Genomic DNA, 14,670 nt, shown 5'->3' on the forward strand with positions numbered 1-14,670 from the left:
CGATGTCCCGCCTCTCGCTGCCGCGACCGTCGCCGGCCCGGCTCCCCGGGGCCCGCTTCCGGCTGAGCCGCTTCTCCCTCCCGCGCTTCTCCCTGCCCCGCTTCCGGCCGGCCGCGCCGCCGCTGCGCCCGTCCGCGATCTCGCTGCGCTCACGGCTCGTCCTGCTGTCCCTGGTGCTGGTGCTGCTCGGCCTCGCGGTGAGCGACACCGTCGTGCTCGGCTCGGTGCGCGGCCGGCTGGAGCAGCGGGTGGACCAGCAGCTCCAGCGGTACGGGCAGCCGCTCGCCCGGCGGCTGGGCACCGAGGGGATTCCGGCGCCGCGCTTCATCCGGTCGAACGGTTCCGGGAGCGGCGGGACACGGCCATGGCTGCCCAGCCAGTTCGTGGTGGCCTTCGCGGCGGCAGACGGGCGGGTGTCGGACCAGTTCCGGCTCCCGGTGGCGGCCGGTGACCCGCGTCCGCTGTGGCCGTCGATGGACGCGACCGCGCTGCGCGCGCACCTGGACAAGCCGTTCGACGTGTCCAGCGACCACGGCGGCGGGCGGTGGCGGGTGCTGATCGAGCCGGTGAGCGTGCCGTCCGGGCTGTCCTCCGGCGCGCTGACCCGGAACGGCACGGTGGTCTCGGCGCTGCCCGCCGGGGTGGTGGTCGCGGCCTCGCTGGACGACGTGGCCTCCACCACCAGCCGGCTGAGCACCGGCTTCCTGCTGATCGGCGCGGTGGTGGCGGCGCTGCTGGGCGTGGCGGCCTGGTTCGCGATCCGGGCCGGGCTGCGTCCGCTGCGGCAGATCGAGGCGACCGCCGCCGAGATCGCGGCCGGCCGCCCGCTGTCCCACCGCATGCCGGCCGCCTCGCCGCGGACCGAGACCGGCCGCCTCTCCTCCGCCCTCAACGGCATGCTCGCCCAGATCGAGTCGGCGTTCGCGGCCCGTGCCGCCTCCGAGGAGCAGATGCGGCGCTTCGTCGCCGACGCCAGCCATGAGCTGCGCACCCCGCTGGCCGGGATCCGCGGCTTCGCCGAGCTGTACCGGATGGGCGCGCTGCCCGACGAGGCGGACGTCAAGCGGACGATGGCCCGGATCGAGAGCGAGGCGGTGCGGCTCGGCGGGCTGGTCGAGGACCTGCTGACCCTGGTCAGGATGGACGAGCAGCGGCCGGTGCAGCTCGCCCCGATGGACCTGCGCACCCTCGCGGTCGACGCGCTGCACGACACCACCGCGCTCGACCCCTCCCGCGCGGTGTCGCTGACCGGCCCCGGCGGCCCGGGCACCCCGCCCGGCCCGGCCCCCGTCCTCGGCGACGAGGCCCGGCTGCGCCAGGTGGTCGCCAACCTCGTGGGCAACGCGGTCGCGCACACCCCGCCCGGCACCCCGGTCCGTATCGGCGTCGGCACGCTGGACGGCCACGGCGTGCTGGAGGTGGCGGACGCGGGCCCCGGCCTCACACCCGATCAGGCCGCCCGGGTCTTCGAACGCTTCTACCGGGTGGACGCCTCCCGGAGCCGCCAGCGCGGCGGCGGCGCGGGCCTGGGCCTGTCCATCGCCGCCGCCCTGATCGCCGCGCACCGCGGGCAGGTCGAACTCGACACCACACCCGGGCAGGGCGCGACCTTCCGGGTCCGGCTGCCCTCGGCGGGTTCGTAGGGCCGGTCAGCGCCGGGCCTTGCCCGGATCAGCCGAGCGAGTCCTCGAAGCTGCTCGCACCCAGGTCCGCCACCGCCGCCGTGCGGACCTTCGGGCACGACCGCTGCGACGCGCTGTCCAGGTCCGCCGCCGTGCGCGGCTTCTGGCCCGGATGCTCGTCGATCCAGCTCGCCAGGTCGATCGCGAACTCGGCCTCCGCGCCCGGCTGCGACCCGGCGCTCTTGAGCTTGGGCTCCTCCTGCGTCAGGAAGGCGCAGAACTGGGCGCCGTCCACCGGGTTCTTGTCGTCGGACGCGGTGTCGTCGGACTCCTTGGCGCCGGTGGTGGCCGTACCGCTCGTCGCCGCGGTGACCGTACTCGTCGCGGCACCCGGCGCCGGCGCGTGACGCACCTCCGATCCCGACCCGCTCGAACCGCACCCGCACACGGTCAGCAGTAACAGCAGAGCGATCGAGGCCTTACGCTTCATGGTTCTCTCCCCCAGAGCACGCCACGGCGACGTTTGGCGGCGAACACTATCGACCCGCCCCCACCGTGTCCGCCCGTCACCGCACACCTACGCCGCCCGTACCCGTACGCCCTCCCGCGTACGGCGTACGGGCGACGGCGGCCGGTCACCTCGCCTTGTGCTCCAGCGCGACGACGACGGTCGCGTGGAAACGGTCCACCGCCTCGTCCACGCTCCGGATGAAGCCGGACTCGGCGTTGCCCCGGGTGCTGCCCATCCCCTTGAACAGGGACAGCCGGAAGCCGGTGATGGCGGCGGGCGGCCTGGGGAGGAGGTCGGCGGGCTCCGGGCGCAGGCGCTCCAGGGTGCCGCGCGGACCGCCGGCCGGCCCGTCCACCATCGTCTCCACGTGCACATCGGCCGGTGCGTCGGCGAGTTGGCGGACCAGCCGCTTCACCCAGCTGAGCGGGTAGCCCACTTCGGGCGCGGGGATCTCGATGGAGGTCCGCAGCTTGCCGGTGCGCAGGTCGGCGCCGAGCGCGAGGACGCCGGGGGTGTCCTGGATCTTCACCTCGGCGTGCAGCACGCCGTCCCGGCACAACTGGTCGGCGAGCGCCGCCCGTCGGGAGTGCGGGTCGCTGCCGCGCCTGGCCTTCTGCACCGGCAGCACCTTCTGGCCGAGTTCGCCGCCGAGCCGCAGGCAGACCTGGCGGATCAGCCGCTCCCAGCTCTCCACCACCTCGACGGCCCGCGGGTCGCCCTCGCACAGCGTCTCGTTGTCGATGGCGTTGCGCACCGGCACCCAGGCCGGACCCATGTTCTGGAAGCCATGGCAACCGGAGTTGTCGTGCTGGAGGTAGAGCAGCAGTTCCTGGAGCAGCCAGGCGTGCGCCGCGTTGCCGACGCCCTCGTGCCGGATCAGCATCTGCGCCTGGTGGGTCACCTCGGCCCAGGACAGGTGCCACAGCGCCACCTTGTGCTTGCGGCGCCCGTCGATCCGTACCTCGACCAGCGGACTGCCCTCCAGGGCCACGTCGTTGGACAGGGTGATCACCGCTTCGTAGCCCCGGCGCGCGGCGATGTCCACGTAGTCCTGCACCTGGGTCTGGCGCAGCGCGTTGCCGTTGGTCTTTGTCTCGACCAGCGCGGTCCACAACTTGCCGGCACGTTCGACCCGGATCAGGCCGTCCGGTCGGCGCGGGGCGTCGCCGTGCCGCAGCGGGACTTCGGTGAAGGTCTCCATCCGGCCGGCCGGCGCGCCGAAGCCGGCCGTCAACCGCCGTCCGAACTCGGGCACTTGAGCCATCACGGCGAGCAGCACCGAGGTGGCCCTGGTCTCGCGTTCATGGTCGCTCTTCAGCGTCCCGACCGGGAAGAGCCGGGCCGGGCGCCAGGAGTCGTTCTCGGCGAGGGACTTGCGGGCCAGGGCCGGGAGGGTGACCTTTTTGCGGGCGGTACGGGGGCGTTGGGGCGTCGGCGGTACGGATTCCCCGGCGCGGGCCGGTGCCTGGGCGGGCACGGTGAGCAGCTTGGCCGGGAGGGCAGCCGCCTCCGGGAGCGCTGCCCGGCCGCCCGCGGGGCTCTCTACGGCGCTGCCCGTCAGGCTCTCCGCGAGACCCTCGGTGAGGCGCTCGGTGAGACCCTCCGTGAGGGCGCCGTCCTGCTCCGTCTCGCCGTCGTCGTCCACGTCGATGCCGAAGTCGGTGGCCAGCCCGGCGAGTCCGGACGCGTAGCCCTGGCCGACGGCCCGGAACTTCCAGCCGCCGTCGCGCCGGTACAGCTCGCCGAAGATGACCGCCCGCATCGCCTCGGCGTCCTGGACGGAGAAACCGAGCAGGGTCTCCCCGGTCCGGTCGGCGAGGGTGAAGCGCAGATCGTCCAGGTCCCCGAAGCCGGAGCCGCCGTAACGGCTGGCCGCCAGGACGATCCGCTCGATCGCGTCGGGGGTCGCGGTCAGATCGAGGCTGATCCGGTCCTCGCTGCCGTTGGCCGTCGGTGTCTTGCCCAGCAGTTGCACACTGCCGTCGGTGGCCGAGGGGTGGTTGTAGAAGTAGAAGTCCTCCTCGTCGCGGACCTTGCCGTCCGCGTCGAGCAGCAGCACCGACACATCGGCGTCCCCGTCCCCGCTGGCGCTGCTCCAGCCGAGTCCTGCGATCACCGCCCCCGCGTCCTCGCTGAGCGCGGCCAGCCCGACATTCATCCCTTTGGTCATTTCCCGCATACGCCCGCCCCGCCCCGCCGTGCTCGCCCTGCCCGTCGTGTGACCCCGCCCGCACCCCCGCAGGTGGAGCCCGCACCATACCGCCGCCCACGCGGATTCGATGCCCCTTCGTCCCGATTGCCGTACTGGGGCCGGTTGCCGCGGCTCTGCGCCGGCTTGCTCCCCCTCGGTGCCGGCGTGCCCCGCCACGGGGGGATCGGTGGCCGTACGATCCCCTGGTGATACTCCTTACGAACGTACCTTCGACTGATTTCCCGAATTCCGGGTATTCGGTGTCCATGCGTTGTGGAGTGCTCGACATCGGTTCGCAGTCCGCCCAGTTGCGGATCGTCGATCTGGTGCCCGGTCTGCCTCCGCAGGAGGTGGCCACCGTCAAGCAGCCGGTGCGGCTCGGCGAGGGCACCGACCGCGGCGGGACCGTCGGCCCCGAGGCCGTCCGCAGGCTGGTGCACGCCGTGACGGAGGCGGTGGCCGCGGCGAAGGCGCACGGGGTGGACACTCTCTATCCGTTCGTGACCTCGGTGGTGCGCGACGCGGCCAACCGGGACGAGGTTCTACGCGCGGTGAGTACCGCCTGCGGCGTCCAGCTCGCCACGATGACGGGCGAGGAGGAGGCACGGCTGACCTTCGTCGCCGCGCGCTCCTGGTACGGCTGGTCGGCCGGGCCGATGCTGCTGGCCGACATCGGCGGCGGCTCGCTGGAGATCGCCTACGGGCGCGGCGGTGAGCCCTCCTTCGCGGTGTCCCTCCCGCTGGGCGCGGGCCGGCTGACCCGGCAGCACCTGCCGCGTGTCCAACCGCCGTACGGCAAGGGGGACATCCGCTCCCTCCAGCGTCATATTCGCGCCGCGCTCGCCGGCCCGGCCGCCATCGTCGCCGCCGAGCCGGCGCCCGAGCTGCGGGTCGCCACGTCCAGGACCTTCACCCAGCTCGCCCGGCTGACCGGCGCGCCCGCCGCCAAGGCGGGCCCGTACGCCGTACGCACCCTGGACCGCGCGGCGCTCACCAAGTGGATTCCCCGGCTGGCCCGGATGACCGCCGCCGAACGCACCTTGCTCCCCGGCGTCTCCCAGGCCCGCGCCCACCAGATCCTGGCCGGCGCGGTCGTCGCCGAGACGGTGATGGACCTGCTGCACGTCCAGCGCTTCACCGTCTGCCCCTGGGCCCTGCGCGACGGCATCCTCCTCGAACACCTCGGCGCCCTCCCCCGCACCGCCCCCCAATCCCCGCGCTCCCGCCCGCTCTCCCCGCCCCCTGCCGCGGTGGCCCGCCGCCCACGACGGGTGGTCCGCAGCTAGCTCCCGCGTCAACTAGGCTGCCGCTCCGGCGTACCGCGGTCCGCGGGGTGCCGCTTTGACCTGTGGGGGGTCCACACCATGCGCATCGCGCGCACCCGGCGGCGTGCCGTTCTCGGCAGCGCTGCCCTCATCATGTCCGCCGCGTCCGCCGTCGCCGCGGCGCCGGCTGTCTTCGCGGACACGGCACCGGCCGAGACCGTCAGGGAGGTCGTGACCGGCGACGACGGCCGGCTCACCGTCCAGTTCACCGGCGGCGCTCAGCCTCGCCTGCTGGACGTCGACGTGCTCTCCTCGACTGCCGCCGACGCCTCGACCCTGCTCAGCATCACCGACTTCGACGGCGCCACCACCGCTGATCCGGTACGGCTGCCGGCCGGCACCGCCTACCGCTCGTATCCGGTCGACATCGACTACCAGCTGGCGGACGGCACTGTCGTGCACTGGTCGGACGCCGAGAACTACTTCACCGCTCGGCTCAACTACGTGATGCACGACTACGTCGCCAGCTTCACCACCGACCGGACCAGCACCGACTACGACAACCGCGCCGTGGTTCTCAGCGGCCACCTCGACGCGTTCGACCCGGCGACCGGTCGCGTTGTGCCCGCGGGCCACGGCCAGTCCGTCCGGCTCATGTGGTCCGAACTCGGCGCGCCGTGGGACTGGTGGCCTCACAACACGGTCGTGACCACGGACCAGAACGGCGACTTCCGGCTGCCCGTCATGGTCCGCGGCACCCTGCTGGGCGCCAACGCCACCGCCACAGGGGCGTCGGGGGACGAGACGTCGGTGCCGACCACGGTCACCGCACCGGATGTGCCGGCCGTACCCGCTACGTACCGGATCAGCTCCGCCCCCAGCGTCACCCGCCTGCACAAGGGCGCCTCCTTCACCGTCAAGGGGAAGGTCGAGCGGCTCACCGCAACTGGCTGGAAGCCGTTCGTCGGAGTGCCGGTGGTCACCAGCACGCTCGATCCGGACAACGGCCATTACATGGTCCTGCACAAGCTGGGCGAGACGACGACCGGCGCCGACGGCGGCTTCTCGTACCCAGTGGTCGCGGCCCGGACCACGACGCTGCACACCTATGTCCGCCCGACGCCGTACCTGCCGCCGGTGGTGCAGAACGTCGCCACCGTCCATGTGCCGACGCCGGGGTCGATCACGCTGCCGGCCTGGTCGATCGACGACCACGCGGTGGTCACGACCACCGGGCGGCTGACCGGCGACGCGTCCGGCCAGTCGCTGTGGCTGCAGTACTCGCCGAACGGCAAGAGCGGCTGGGGCGACGTCGCGCACATCACCACCGGCGCGGCTCACGGCGGTTACAGTTCGTTCCTGCTGCGGACCGACCGGCACCATCCCGACGGTTACTACCGGGTCGTCCACGCCGAGAGCGCGCAGATGCTGGGCCTGGTCACCCCCGCCCACCGGCTGACCCGCGTCAGCACCCGGGTGGCGATCGTCCGTCGGCAGCCGACCCGGCCGCAGAACGCGGACAGCAACGTGCTGACCTTCGTCAGCGTAAGGGAGCTGACGCCGAAGGGCTGGGTGCCGTACAAGCACGCGAGCGTCGCCCTGGTCTACCGCTCCACCGGCAAGCCGGCATATACCCGGACCTGGTACGGCTCGACCGACGCTGCCGGGCACTTCATGTTCTCCACCGCGGCCTGGGGCGACGGCACCTGGGGCGCTTATCTGCGGCCCGACTCCAAGCACTTCTCCACCGCGACGAAGCTCCTGTACGTCGACGTCCTGCACTGAGGCGTCGGCCACTCCCCGCAGGCATGGCCGACCCCGTACGGCCGCCCCGCTGCGAACGCCGAGGGATCAGTGCTCGCAGCGGGTGCGCGGCCGGTGCGGGTATGTCGGGATCGCCGACACACGGACGCGGCATCGGCCTCGGCCGGACCCCGCGTCCACCGCTCACGCCTCGGTCGGGGCGGTTCCGACGGTGAGCGGGGGCTGCTGGGCCGAGGGGCGGCGGGACCAGCGGGTGGCGATGAAGGCGCAGACCGCCAGCTGCATCTGGTGGAAGAGCATCAGCGGCAGGATTGCCAGGCCGGCCCGGGGGCCGAAGAGGGCGGCGGCCATCGGGAGACCGGTCGCCAGGCTCTTCTTCGAGCCGCAGAAGACGATCGCGATACGGTCCTCCTCGCCGAAGCCGAGCCGGCGCGCGGCCGCCGAGGTCGTACCGAGGGCCAGGGCCAGCAGCACGGCCTCCAGCAGCAGGAGCACGGCCAGGCGCGGCGCGGTGACCTGGTGCCAGATGCCCTCGGCCATGCCCTTGCTGAAGGCGGTGTAGACCACCAGCAGGATGGACACCCGGTCCAGGCGGCCCAGTGAGCGCTTGTGCCGGCCGATGAAGCCGCCGGTCCAGCGGCGCAGCAACTGCCCGGCCAGGAACGGCGCGATCAGCTGGGTGCCCAGCGCCAGCAGCCCGTCCGCCGAGAAGCGCACGGTGGAGCCGATCAGCCAGGCCGCCAGCAGCGGGGTCAGCAGCATGCCCAGCAGACTGGAGTACGTGCCCGCGCAGATGGCCGCCGCGACATTGCCGCGGGCGGTGGAGGTGAAGGCGATCGACGACTGGACGGTCGAGGGGACCACGCACAGGAACAGCAGCCCGGTGTAGAGCTGCGGAGTGAGCAGCGAGGGCGCCAGGGCGCCCGCCGCCAGGCCGAGGGCCGGGAAGAGGACGAAGGTGCTGGCGACGACCACCAGGTGGAGCCGCCACTGCCGCAGCCCGTCGAGTGCCTCGCGGGCCGAGAGCCGGCTGCCGTAGAGGAAGAAGAGCAGGCCGATGGCGATGTCGGCGGTGTGGCCGACGGCCACGGCCGCGCCGCCCGTGGCGGGAAGCAGCGCGGCCAGCACGACCGTCCCGACGAGCGCGGCCAGATAGGGATCGACCGCCCTGCCGATCCGGCGCAGGAAGCGGCGCGCCAGCGGCGGGCGCGGATCGGGGCGGGGGTCCGGGCGGGAATCCGGGCGCGGGGCCGGCCGCTGCGGCCGGCGGCCGGAGATCCCGCGGCGGGGCGTCCGGCCCAGGACCGGGCCGGACGCCTTCCGTTCGCCCGCGGACGCCGGGGACCTGTCCTTCGACTGCGGCCGGGCACGAAGCCGCTGCCGCCCGTGCGACCGGGGCACTACGGACACCTCAGTCGTCTCCTTCCGATGTGGTGGGCTGCGCCGGGGTCCCGGGGGCCCCGGGCGGCTCCCGGCTGACGTCGACATCGCCGCCGTCCCCGTCGTGGTCGCTGCCGGCCGTTCCCTTGCTGCTGATCAGGGTGTTGAGCGTCCGGTCGACTTCCAGCCAGGAGTCGGCGTTGGAGTTGTCGATGATCAGCAGCCCGGTGTTCGAGCCGTGCGACGGTGCCGGCGGATCCACTTCCTCCTGGTCGCCGCAGCCGCAGTTCGTGTCCGCGACGGCGGACTGGAGGGAACCGCAGCCGGCCAGTACGCCCGCGGCCATCACCGCGGCGACGCCCGCCCGGCGCGCGGCCGAGAGCCCGAGGGGCCCCTGCGACGCGGAGCTCCGCTGCCGCCTGTGCCTGCCCATGGCGCTGAAGGCCCGGGCTCAGACGGAGACGGGCTGCCGTACGGGCTCCGACGGCTGTCGCAGCACGGTCGCGCCGTGGTGCCGGCTGATGTTGCGCTCCAGCAACTGCGTGGAGACCGCGACACCGACCGCGCCCGCGCCCGAGGCGTCGGGCAGCCGGCCGTCGGCCTCCTTCAGCTTCACCATCGCGTCCTCGATCGCGGTGTGCGCGGCGAACAGGCACGGCGTGCTGTAAATGGCGACGTCAACGCCCAACTCGGTGAGTTCGGTCAGCGACAGGCGCGGCGACTTGCCACCGGCGATCTGGTTGAACAGCAGCGGCTTGTCGCCGATGACCTCGCGGATACGGTGGACCCATTCCACGCTGCGCACGCCGTCGACCAGGACGACATCCGCGTCCGTCTTGGCCAGTGCGGTCGCGCGCCGCAGAATGTCCTCGTCCTCCGTGGCGTCGGTGCGCGCCACGACCACCAGGTCCGTACGACTGGCCAGCACCAGATTCAGCTTCTCCAGGTATTCATCCAGCGGCAGCGTGATCTTGCCGTCCGCATGCCCGCAGCGCCGGGGCCGCTTCTGGTCCTCCAGGATGACGCCCGAGGCACCGGCCTTCTCCAGCCGCTGCACCACGTGGCAGGCGACCTCCGGGTCCACATAGCCGTCGTCGATGTCCACCAGCAGGTGGTGGGTGGGGAAGGCCATCCGCAGCCGCTCGGCGAACGCCGCCATGTCCGGCCAGGCGATGAAACCGATGTCGGGCAGCCCGTAGTGGGAGGCGGCGAATCCGAATCCGGAGACGAAGAAACCGTTGTAGTGCTGGGCCGCGATGGAGGCCGAATACATGTCGTAGACGCCGATGAGGGGGGTGGTCGCGGCGGACGAGATGTCGTTCCGCAGGGCGCTTCCGTACTGCACGAGTTCTCCCTGATGTGGCATGCGCATAGCATGAAGCAACGGCATATTCCGAGGCTTTACCCAGTTTTGCCGAACTTTGGGGATTCACCAAATCTCCATGGTCAGCTTAACTCTATTGAGTTATGCCAAGGTGTTGTGTTGAACCGAATTCGATGATCGCAATGTTGATATTCGGATTTACCTTTCGGACCCGCGAAGGAGAGCCCTCCATGACCGACCAGCCCCCGACCGACGCGCCGTCGTCCGCTTCGTCGTCCGCCTCGTCCGCGCCCCCTTTGCCGGCCACCGTGTACGGCTACCCCCGGCAGGGCGCCGACCGGGAGCTGAAGAAGGCCGTCGAGGGGTACTGGAAGGGCCGGGTCACCGCCGATGCCCTCCGGGAGACGGCGGCCGGCCTGCGCCGGGCCAACTGGCGGCGGCTCGCGGAGGCCGGTCTCGGCGAGGTGCCGACCGGCGACTTCTCCTATTACGACCATGTGCTGGACACCAGCGTCATGGTGGGCGCGATCCCGGCGCGGCACCGCGCGGCGGTCGAAAGGGACGCGCTGGACGGTTACTTCGCCATGGCGCGCGGTACCCAGGAGGTGGCGCCGCTGGAGATGACCAAGTGGTTCGACACCAACTACCACTACCTCGTGCCGGAGCTGGGCCCCGATACGCGGTTCTCCGCACACCCGGCCCAGCAGGTGACGGCGCTCAGGGAAGCGGTCGCGCTCGGGCTGGCCGCGCGGCCGGTGCTCGTCGGCCCCATCACATATCTGCTGCTGGCCAAGCCCGCCCCGGGCGTTGACCCGGACTTCGAGTCGCTGACCCTGCTGGACCGGCTGCTGCCGGTCTACGCCGAGGTGCTCGCCGAGCTGCGGGCCGCAGGGGCGCGGTGGGTGCAGCTCGACGAACCCGCACTGGTGCAGGACCGCACCCCGGCCGAGCTGAACGCGGTCGCCCGGGCCTATCGTGACCTCGGCGGGCGCAGCGACCGGCCCGAGCTGCTGGTCGCCTCCTACTTCGGGCGGCTCGGTGAGGCGCTGCCCGTGCTGGCCAAGGCCCCGGTCGAGGGTCTGGCGCTGGACTTCACCGGCCCCGGCGCCGCCAATCTCGACGACCTGGCGGCGGTCGGCGGGGTGCCCGGCAAGCGGCTGGTGGCCGGGGTGGTGGACGGCCGCAACATCTGGATCAACGACCTGGGCGCGTCGCTGTCCCTGCTGGGCACCCTGCTGGGGCTGGCCGGCCGGGTCGAGGTCGCGCCGTCCTGCTCCCTGCTGCACGTACCGCTGGACGCCGACGCGGAGAAGGACATCGATCCGCTGATCCTGCGCTGGCTGTCCTTCGCCCGGCAGAAGACCGCCGAGGTCGTCGTCCTGGCCCGGGGCCTGGCGCACGGCGCCACCGCGATCGGCGCCGAACTCACCGCCAACCGGGCCGATCTGGCCTCCCGGGCCGGTTCCGCGATCACCCGTGATCCGGCGGTGCGGGCCCGTACCGCCGCTGTCACCGCCGCCGACGCACACCGCTCCCGGCCGTACGAGGAGCGTGCCGCCGCCCAGCGCGCACGGCTCGGGCTGCCGCCGCTGCCGACCACCACCATCGGGTCCTTCCCGCAGACCCCCGACCTGCGCGCCGCCCGCGCCGACCTGCGCACCGGCCGCACCGGCACAGCCGGCTACGAGCAGCGCATCGAGACCGCCATCGCCGAGATGATCGCCTTCCAGGAGCAGGCCGGACTCGACGTCCTGGTCCACGGCGAGCCCGAACGCAGCGACATGGTCCAGTACTTCGCCGAGCGCCTCACCGGCTATCTGGCCACCCGGCACGGCTGGGTCCAGTCCTACGGCACCCGCTACGTACGCCCGCCGATCCTGGCCGGCGACATCTCCCGCCCCGAACCGATGTCCGTGCGCTGGACCACCTACGCCCAGTCCCTCACCCGGCGGCCGGTCAAGGGCATGCTCACCGGACCCGTCACCATGCTGGCCTGGTCCTTCGTCCGCGACGACCAGCCGCCCGCCGACACCGCCCGCCAGGTCGCCCTCGCCCTGCGCGACGAGGTCACCGACCTGGAAGCCGCCGGCACCCCCGTCATCCAGGTCGACGAACCCGCCCTGCGCGAGACGCTGCCGCTGCGCACCGCTGACCGCGCGGACTACCTGGCCTGGGCCACCGAAGCCTTCCGCCTCACCACCGGCGGCGCCCGCGACGACACCCAGATCCACACCCACATGTGCTACGCCGAGTTCGGCGACATCCTCCAGGCCATCGACGACCTTGACGCCGACGTCATCAGCCTGGAAGCCGCCCGCTCCCGCATGCAGGTCGCCGGCGAACTCGCCACCGCCGGCTACCCCCGCGCCGCCGGCCCCGGCGTCTACGACATCCATTCCCCCCGCGTCCCCACCACCGACGAGATCGCCGACCTCCTCCGCAAGGGCCTTACCGCCATCCCCGCCGACCGCCTCTGGGTCAACCCCGACTGCGGCCTCAAAACCCGCGACTGGCCCGAGACGAGGGAGTCCCTCACCCACCTGGTCACCGCCGCCCACCGCATCCGCACGGAACTCCACCCGACCTGACGGGGGCCCGTCCGCGCCTCCCCGGCTCGCGCCTCCCGCCCGAAGTCAGGCCCGCTCCCGGATCCAGGCCGCCAGCAGGCGCACCAGCTCGGCGGAGGCGCTGCCGAGGTGGACGAGTGGCCGGTCGGTCAGGGTGAAGTCGCCGTGCAGCGACGGCAGCGCGAACCCGGCGATGCCGAGGGCTTCGGCCAGCTCGTCGGCGGCGGCGACGGCCTCGTTCAAGGCGGCGGCCGTGGAGGTGGTGGAGACGGTGGGGAGGTCGAGCGCTTCCGCGATCTTCTCGGCGGCGCGGATTGTCGGGGTTAAGTGGTTGGCCGCGACGGCCTTGTCGGTCATGGCGCGGGGCCTTTCTGTTGTCGCCGGGCAGTTCATGAGCCGTCACCATTGGGCAGACGGTGTCGATCGGGCGGCGGGAGCATCGCCGTAGATGAAGGGCCCACCGGCAATGACTGCCTGGCAGGCGGCGGTGATGCGGGCTCGGACCGCGGGGTCGGCCGGCATGGGAGGCATCGATCGGGTATCCCAGGTGTCACCGTGCTTATCGGGAGTGACCGGACCTAAGCGGAGTTCGGCCAGGACTGCCTTACCTGGGCCCTCCTCGGCGCGGGGATAGAGACAGCCCCAGTGGTCGGTCAGCTCACGGATGAGGAGCAGCCCCCGTCCGCACGTCTCGTCGTCGGTTGGCTGCTGCGCGAGGGGCGACCGGGGGTCGTCGTCGTACACATAGATCTGGAGTACGGCCGGCAGCCGGCACAGTGTCAGCGCGAATCGGCCACTGCCCTTCGGCGGCCTGCTGTGCCGCACGGCGTTCGCAGCCAGCTCGGACACGATGAGTTCGGCGTTTTCGATGATGGCCGGGCCAAGGCCCCAGTTCCGCAGAGTGCGTGAGGCATGCCGCCTGGCTTCCGACGCCGCGATGCTTTCAAGCGGCAGCTCCAGGCGGTCAAGCCAGAAGGGCGGCGGGAGCGGTTCGGGCGGAACGGCAGTCGTGGACAGATGCGGCGGTGGTGGGCTGCTCCACACGGGCGGGTAGTTCGACACGATCTTGCCCCCAGCGTCCGGGGTCGGTGGTTATGTTGCTTGCACGAGCTTGTGCTAGTGAACAAGATTACGCAATAGCATCGCTTCATGCAATCCCACGGTCAGTTGCTACGACGCCGGATTGTGGCGACACTGGTGCGCATGACGACAACCAGTCCGGTGGTGCGCCGCAGGCGCCTTGGCCTGGAGCTTCGCGCGCTCCGGGAAGTCACCGGACTCACGGGGGATGAAGCCGCCAAGCGGTTGAAGTGGTCGAGTTCGAAGCTGTCGCGCGTCGAACTGGGACGCAGTCCGGTGACCCCGGCCGACGTGACCAAGCTGCTGGAGCTGTACGGGGTCAAGGACCAGGAGCGCCAGGATGAGTTGGCCAAACTCAACCGCGAAGCAAAGCGCAAGGGCTGGTGGCAGCTCTACTCAGACATCCCGTACTCGACGTACATCGGCCTTGAGGCGGAAGCAAAGACGCTTCTGACCTACCAACACGTCATCCCCGGCTTGCTCCAGACCGAGGCGTACGCGGAAGCCATCAATCGGCAGACGCTGACCGACCCCAGGGATGACGCGCTGGAGCAACAGCTCGAGGTCCGTATGGAGCGGCAAGGCGTGCTGACCCGCCCCGACCCCTTGGAGTTGCGCGCCGTCCTGGACGAGGCCGCGCTCCGGCGCTTGGTCGGGGGCAAAGAGGTCATGAAGGCTCAGCTGCAAACGCTCTTGGAACTGGGCGCCCGGCAGAACATCATCATCCAAGTGATTCCGTTCTCTGCCGGAGCCCACCCCGGGACACTCGTCGGGTCGTTCGTCATCCTCCAATACGACCACCCCGCTGACCCCGACGTGATCTATGTCGAGGGTGACAGCGACCCGTACCCGGACCGTGAGGGCGACGCTCAGCGGTACGGCCTCATCTTCGACAACCTGCGGGCCTGCGCGATGAGCGTGGCCCAGAGCCAAGCCCTGATCAAGAAGCTGGTCGCCGAACTGTGA

General features: G+C 71.8%; 12 protein-coding genes. 5 read left to right on the forward strand and 7 right to left on the reverse strand.

The window, feature by feature from the left end:
• Nucleotides 1–2: 2 nt before the first annotated feature.
• On the forward strand, nucleotides 3–1,643 hold the full coding sequence (locus ACFO3J_RS22935; protein WP_386432219.1) for a sensor histidine kinase: 1,641 nt from the start codon (nucleotides 3–5) through the stop codon (nucleotides 1,641–1,643).
• 28 nt (nucleotides 1,644–1,671) lie between these two features.
• Here the strand turns inward: ACFO3J_RS22935 and ACFO3J_RS22940 are convergent, their stop codons facing one another.
• Nucleotides 1,672–2,112 (reverse strand): hypothetical protein, encoded by a 441-nt coding sequence (locus tag ACFO3J_RS22940; protein ID WP_386432222.1) that lies wholly within the window; start codon nucleotides 2,110–2,112, stop codon nucleotides 1,672–1,674.
• Between the two features lie 145 nt (nucleotides 2,113–2,257).
• Nucleotides 2,258–4,312 (reverse strand): TerD family protein, encoded by a 2,055-nt coding sequence (locus ACFO3J_RS22945; RefSeq protein ID WP_386432225.1) that lies wholly within the window; start codon nucleotides 4,310–4,312, stop codon nucleotides 2,258–2,260.
• A 278-nt stretch (nucleotides 4,313–4,590) separates the two neighbouring features.
• Here ACFO3J_RS22945 and ACFO3J_RS22950 point away from each other — a divergent pair, with 278 nt between their 5' ends.
• Both ACFO3J_RS22950 and ACFO3J_RS22955 read left to right on the forward strand, forming a co-directional pair.
• On the forward strand, nucleotides 4,591–5,610 hold the full coding sequence (locus ACFO3J_RS22950; protein WP_386432227.1) for a Ppx/GppA phosphatase family protein: 1,020 nt from the start codon (nucleotides 4,591–4,593) through the stop codon (nucleotides 5,608–5,610).
• Between the two features lie 78 nt (nucleotides 5,611–5,688).
• Nucleotides 5,689–7,374 carry a hypothetical protein gene (locus tag ACFO3J_RS22955; protein WP_386432230.1) on the forward strand — a complete coding sequence of 562 codons (1,686 nt, stop codon included), beginning with the start codon at nucleotides 5,689–5,691 and terminating at the stop codon, nucleotides 7,372–7,374.
• 162 nt (nucleotides 7,375–7,536) lie between these two features.
• On the opposite strand, the gene ACFO3J_RS22960 is transcribed toward ACFO3J_RS22955, so the two are convergent.
• The 3 genes from ACFO3J_RS22960 to ACFO3J_RS22970 all read right to left on the reverse strand — a co-directional run bounded on the left by ACFO3J_RS22960 (nucleotide 7,537) and on the right by ACFO3J_RS22970 (nucleotide 10,078).
• Nucleotides 7,537–8,538, reverse strand: a complete 1,002-nt coding sequence (locus ACFO3J_RS22960) for a bile acid:sodium symporter family protein (protein ID WP_386433053.1) — start codon at nucleotides 8,536–8,538, stop codon at nucleotides 7,537–7,539.
• 226 nt (nucleotides 8,539–8,764) lie between these two features.
• The gene (locus ACFO3J_RS22965; protein WP_386432233.1) at nucleotides 8,765–9,166 is read right to left on the reverse strand and encodes a hypothetical protein; all 402 of its coding nucleotides are present in this window, start codon (nucleotides 9,164–9,166) and stop codon (nucleotides 8,765–8,767) included.
• An 18-nt stretch (nucleotides 9,167–9,184) separates the two neighbouring features.
• On the reverse strand, nucleotides 9,185–10,078 hold the full coding sequence (locus ACFO3J_RS22970; RefSeq protein ID WP_386433056.1) for an isocitrate lyase/PEP mutase family protein: 894 nt from the start codon (nucleotides 10,076–10,078) through the stop codon (nucleotides 9,185–9,187).
• A 209-nt stretch (nucleotides 10,079–10,287) separates the two neighbouring features.
• Between ACFO3J_RS22970 and metE the strand changes: the two genes are divergently transcribed.
• Nucleotides 10,288–12,645: a 5-methyltetrahydropteroyltriglutamate--homocysteine S-methyltransferase gene (gene metE, locus ACFO3J_RS22975; RefSeq protein WP_386432236.1), complete on the forward strand. Its 2,358-nt coding sequence runs from the start codon at nucleotides 10,288–10,290 to the stop codon at nucleotides 12,643–12,645.
• A gap of 45 nt (nucleotides 12,646–12,690) precedes the next feature.
• Here the strand turns inward: metE and ACFO3J_RS22980 are convergent, their stop codons facing one another.
• Entirely contained in the window at nucleotides 12,691–12,981 is a 291-nt protein-coding gene (locus tag ACFO3J_RS22980) for a hypothetical protein (protein WP_386432239.1), read from the reverse strand.
• Nucleotides 12,982–13,023: 42 nt separating this feature from the next.
• Entirely contained in the window at nucleotides 13,024–13,686 is a 663-nt protein-coding gene (locus tag ACFO3J_RS22985; protein WP_386432241.1) for an ATP-binding protein, read from the reverse strand.
• Nucleotides 13,687–13,827: 141 nt separating this feature from the next.
• On the opposite strand from ACFO3J_RS22985, the gene ACFO3J_RS22990 reads away from it, so the two are divergent.
• Nucleotides 13,828–14,670 carry a helix-turn-helix domain-containing protein gene (locus ACFO3J_RS22990; protein WP_386432244.1) on the forward strand — a complete coding sequence of 281 codons (843 nt, stop codon included), beginning with the start codon at nucleotides 13,828–13,830 and terminating at the stop codon, nucleotides 14,668–14,670.

Origin of the sequence: Streptomyces polygonati (assembly GCF_042650325.1) — a bacterium.
Lineage (GTDB): Bacteria > Actinomycetota > Actinomycetes > Streptomycetales > Streptomycetaceae > Actinacidiphila > Actinacidiphila polygonati.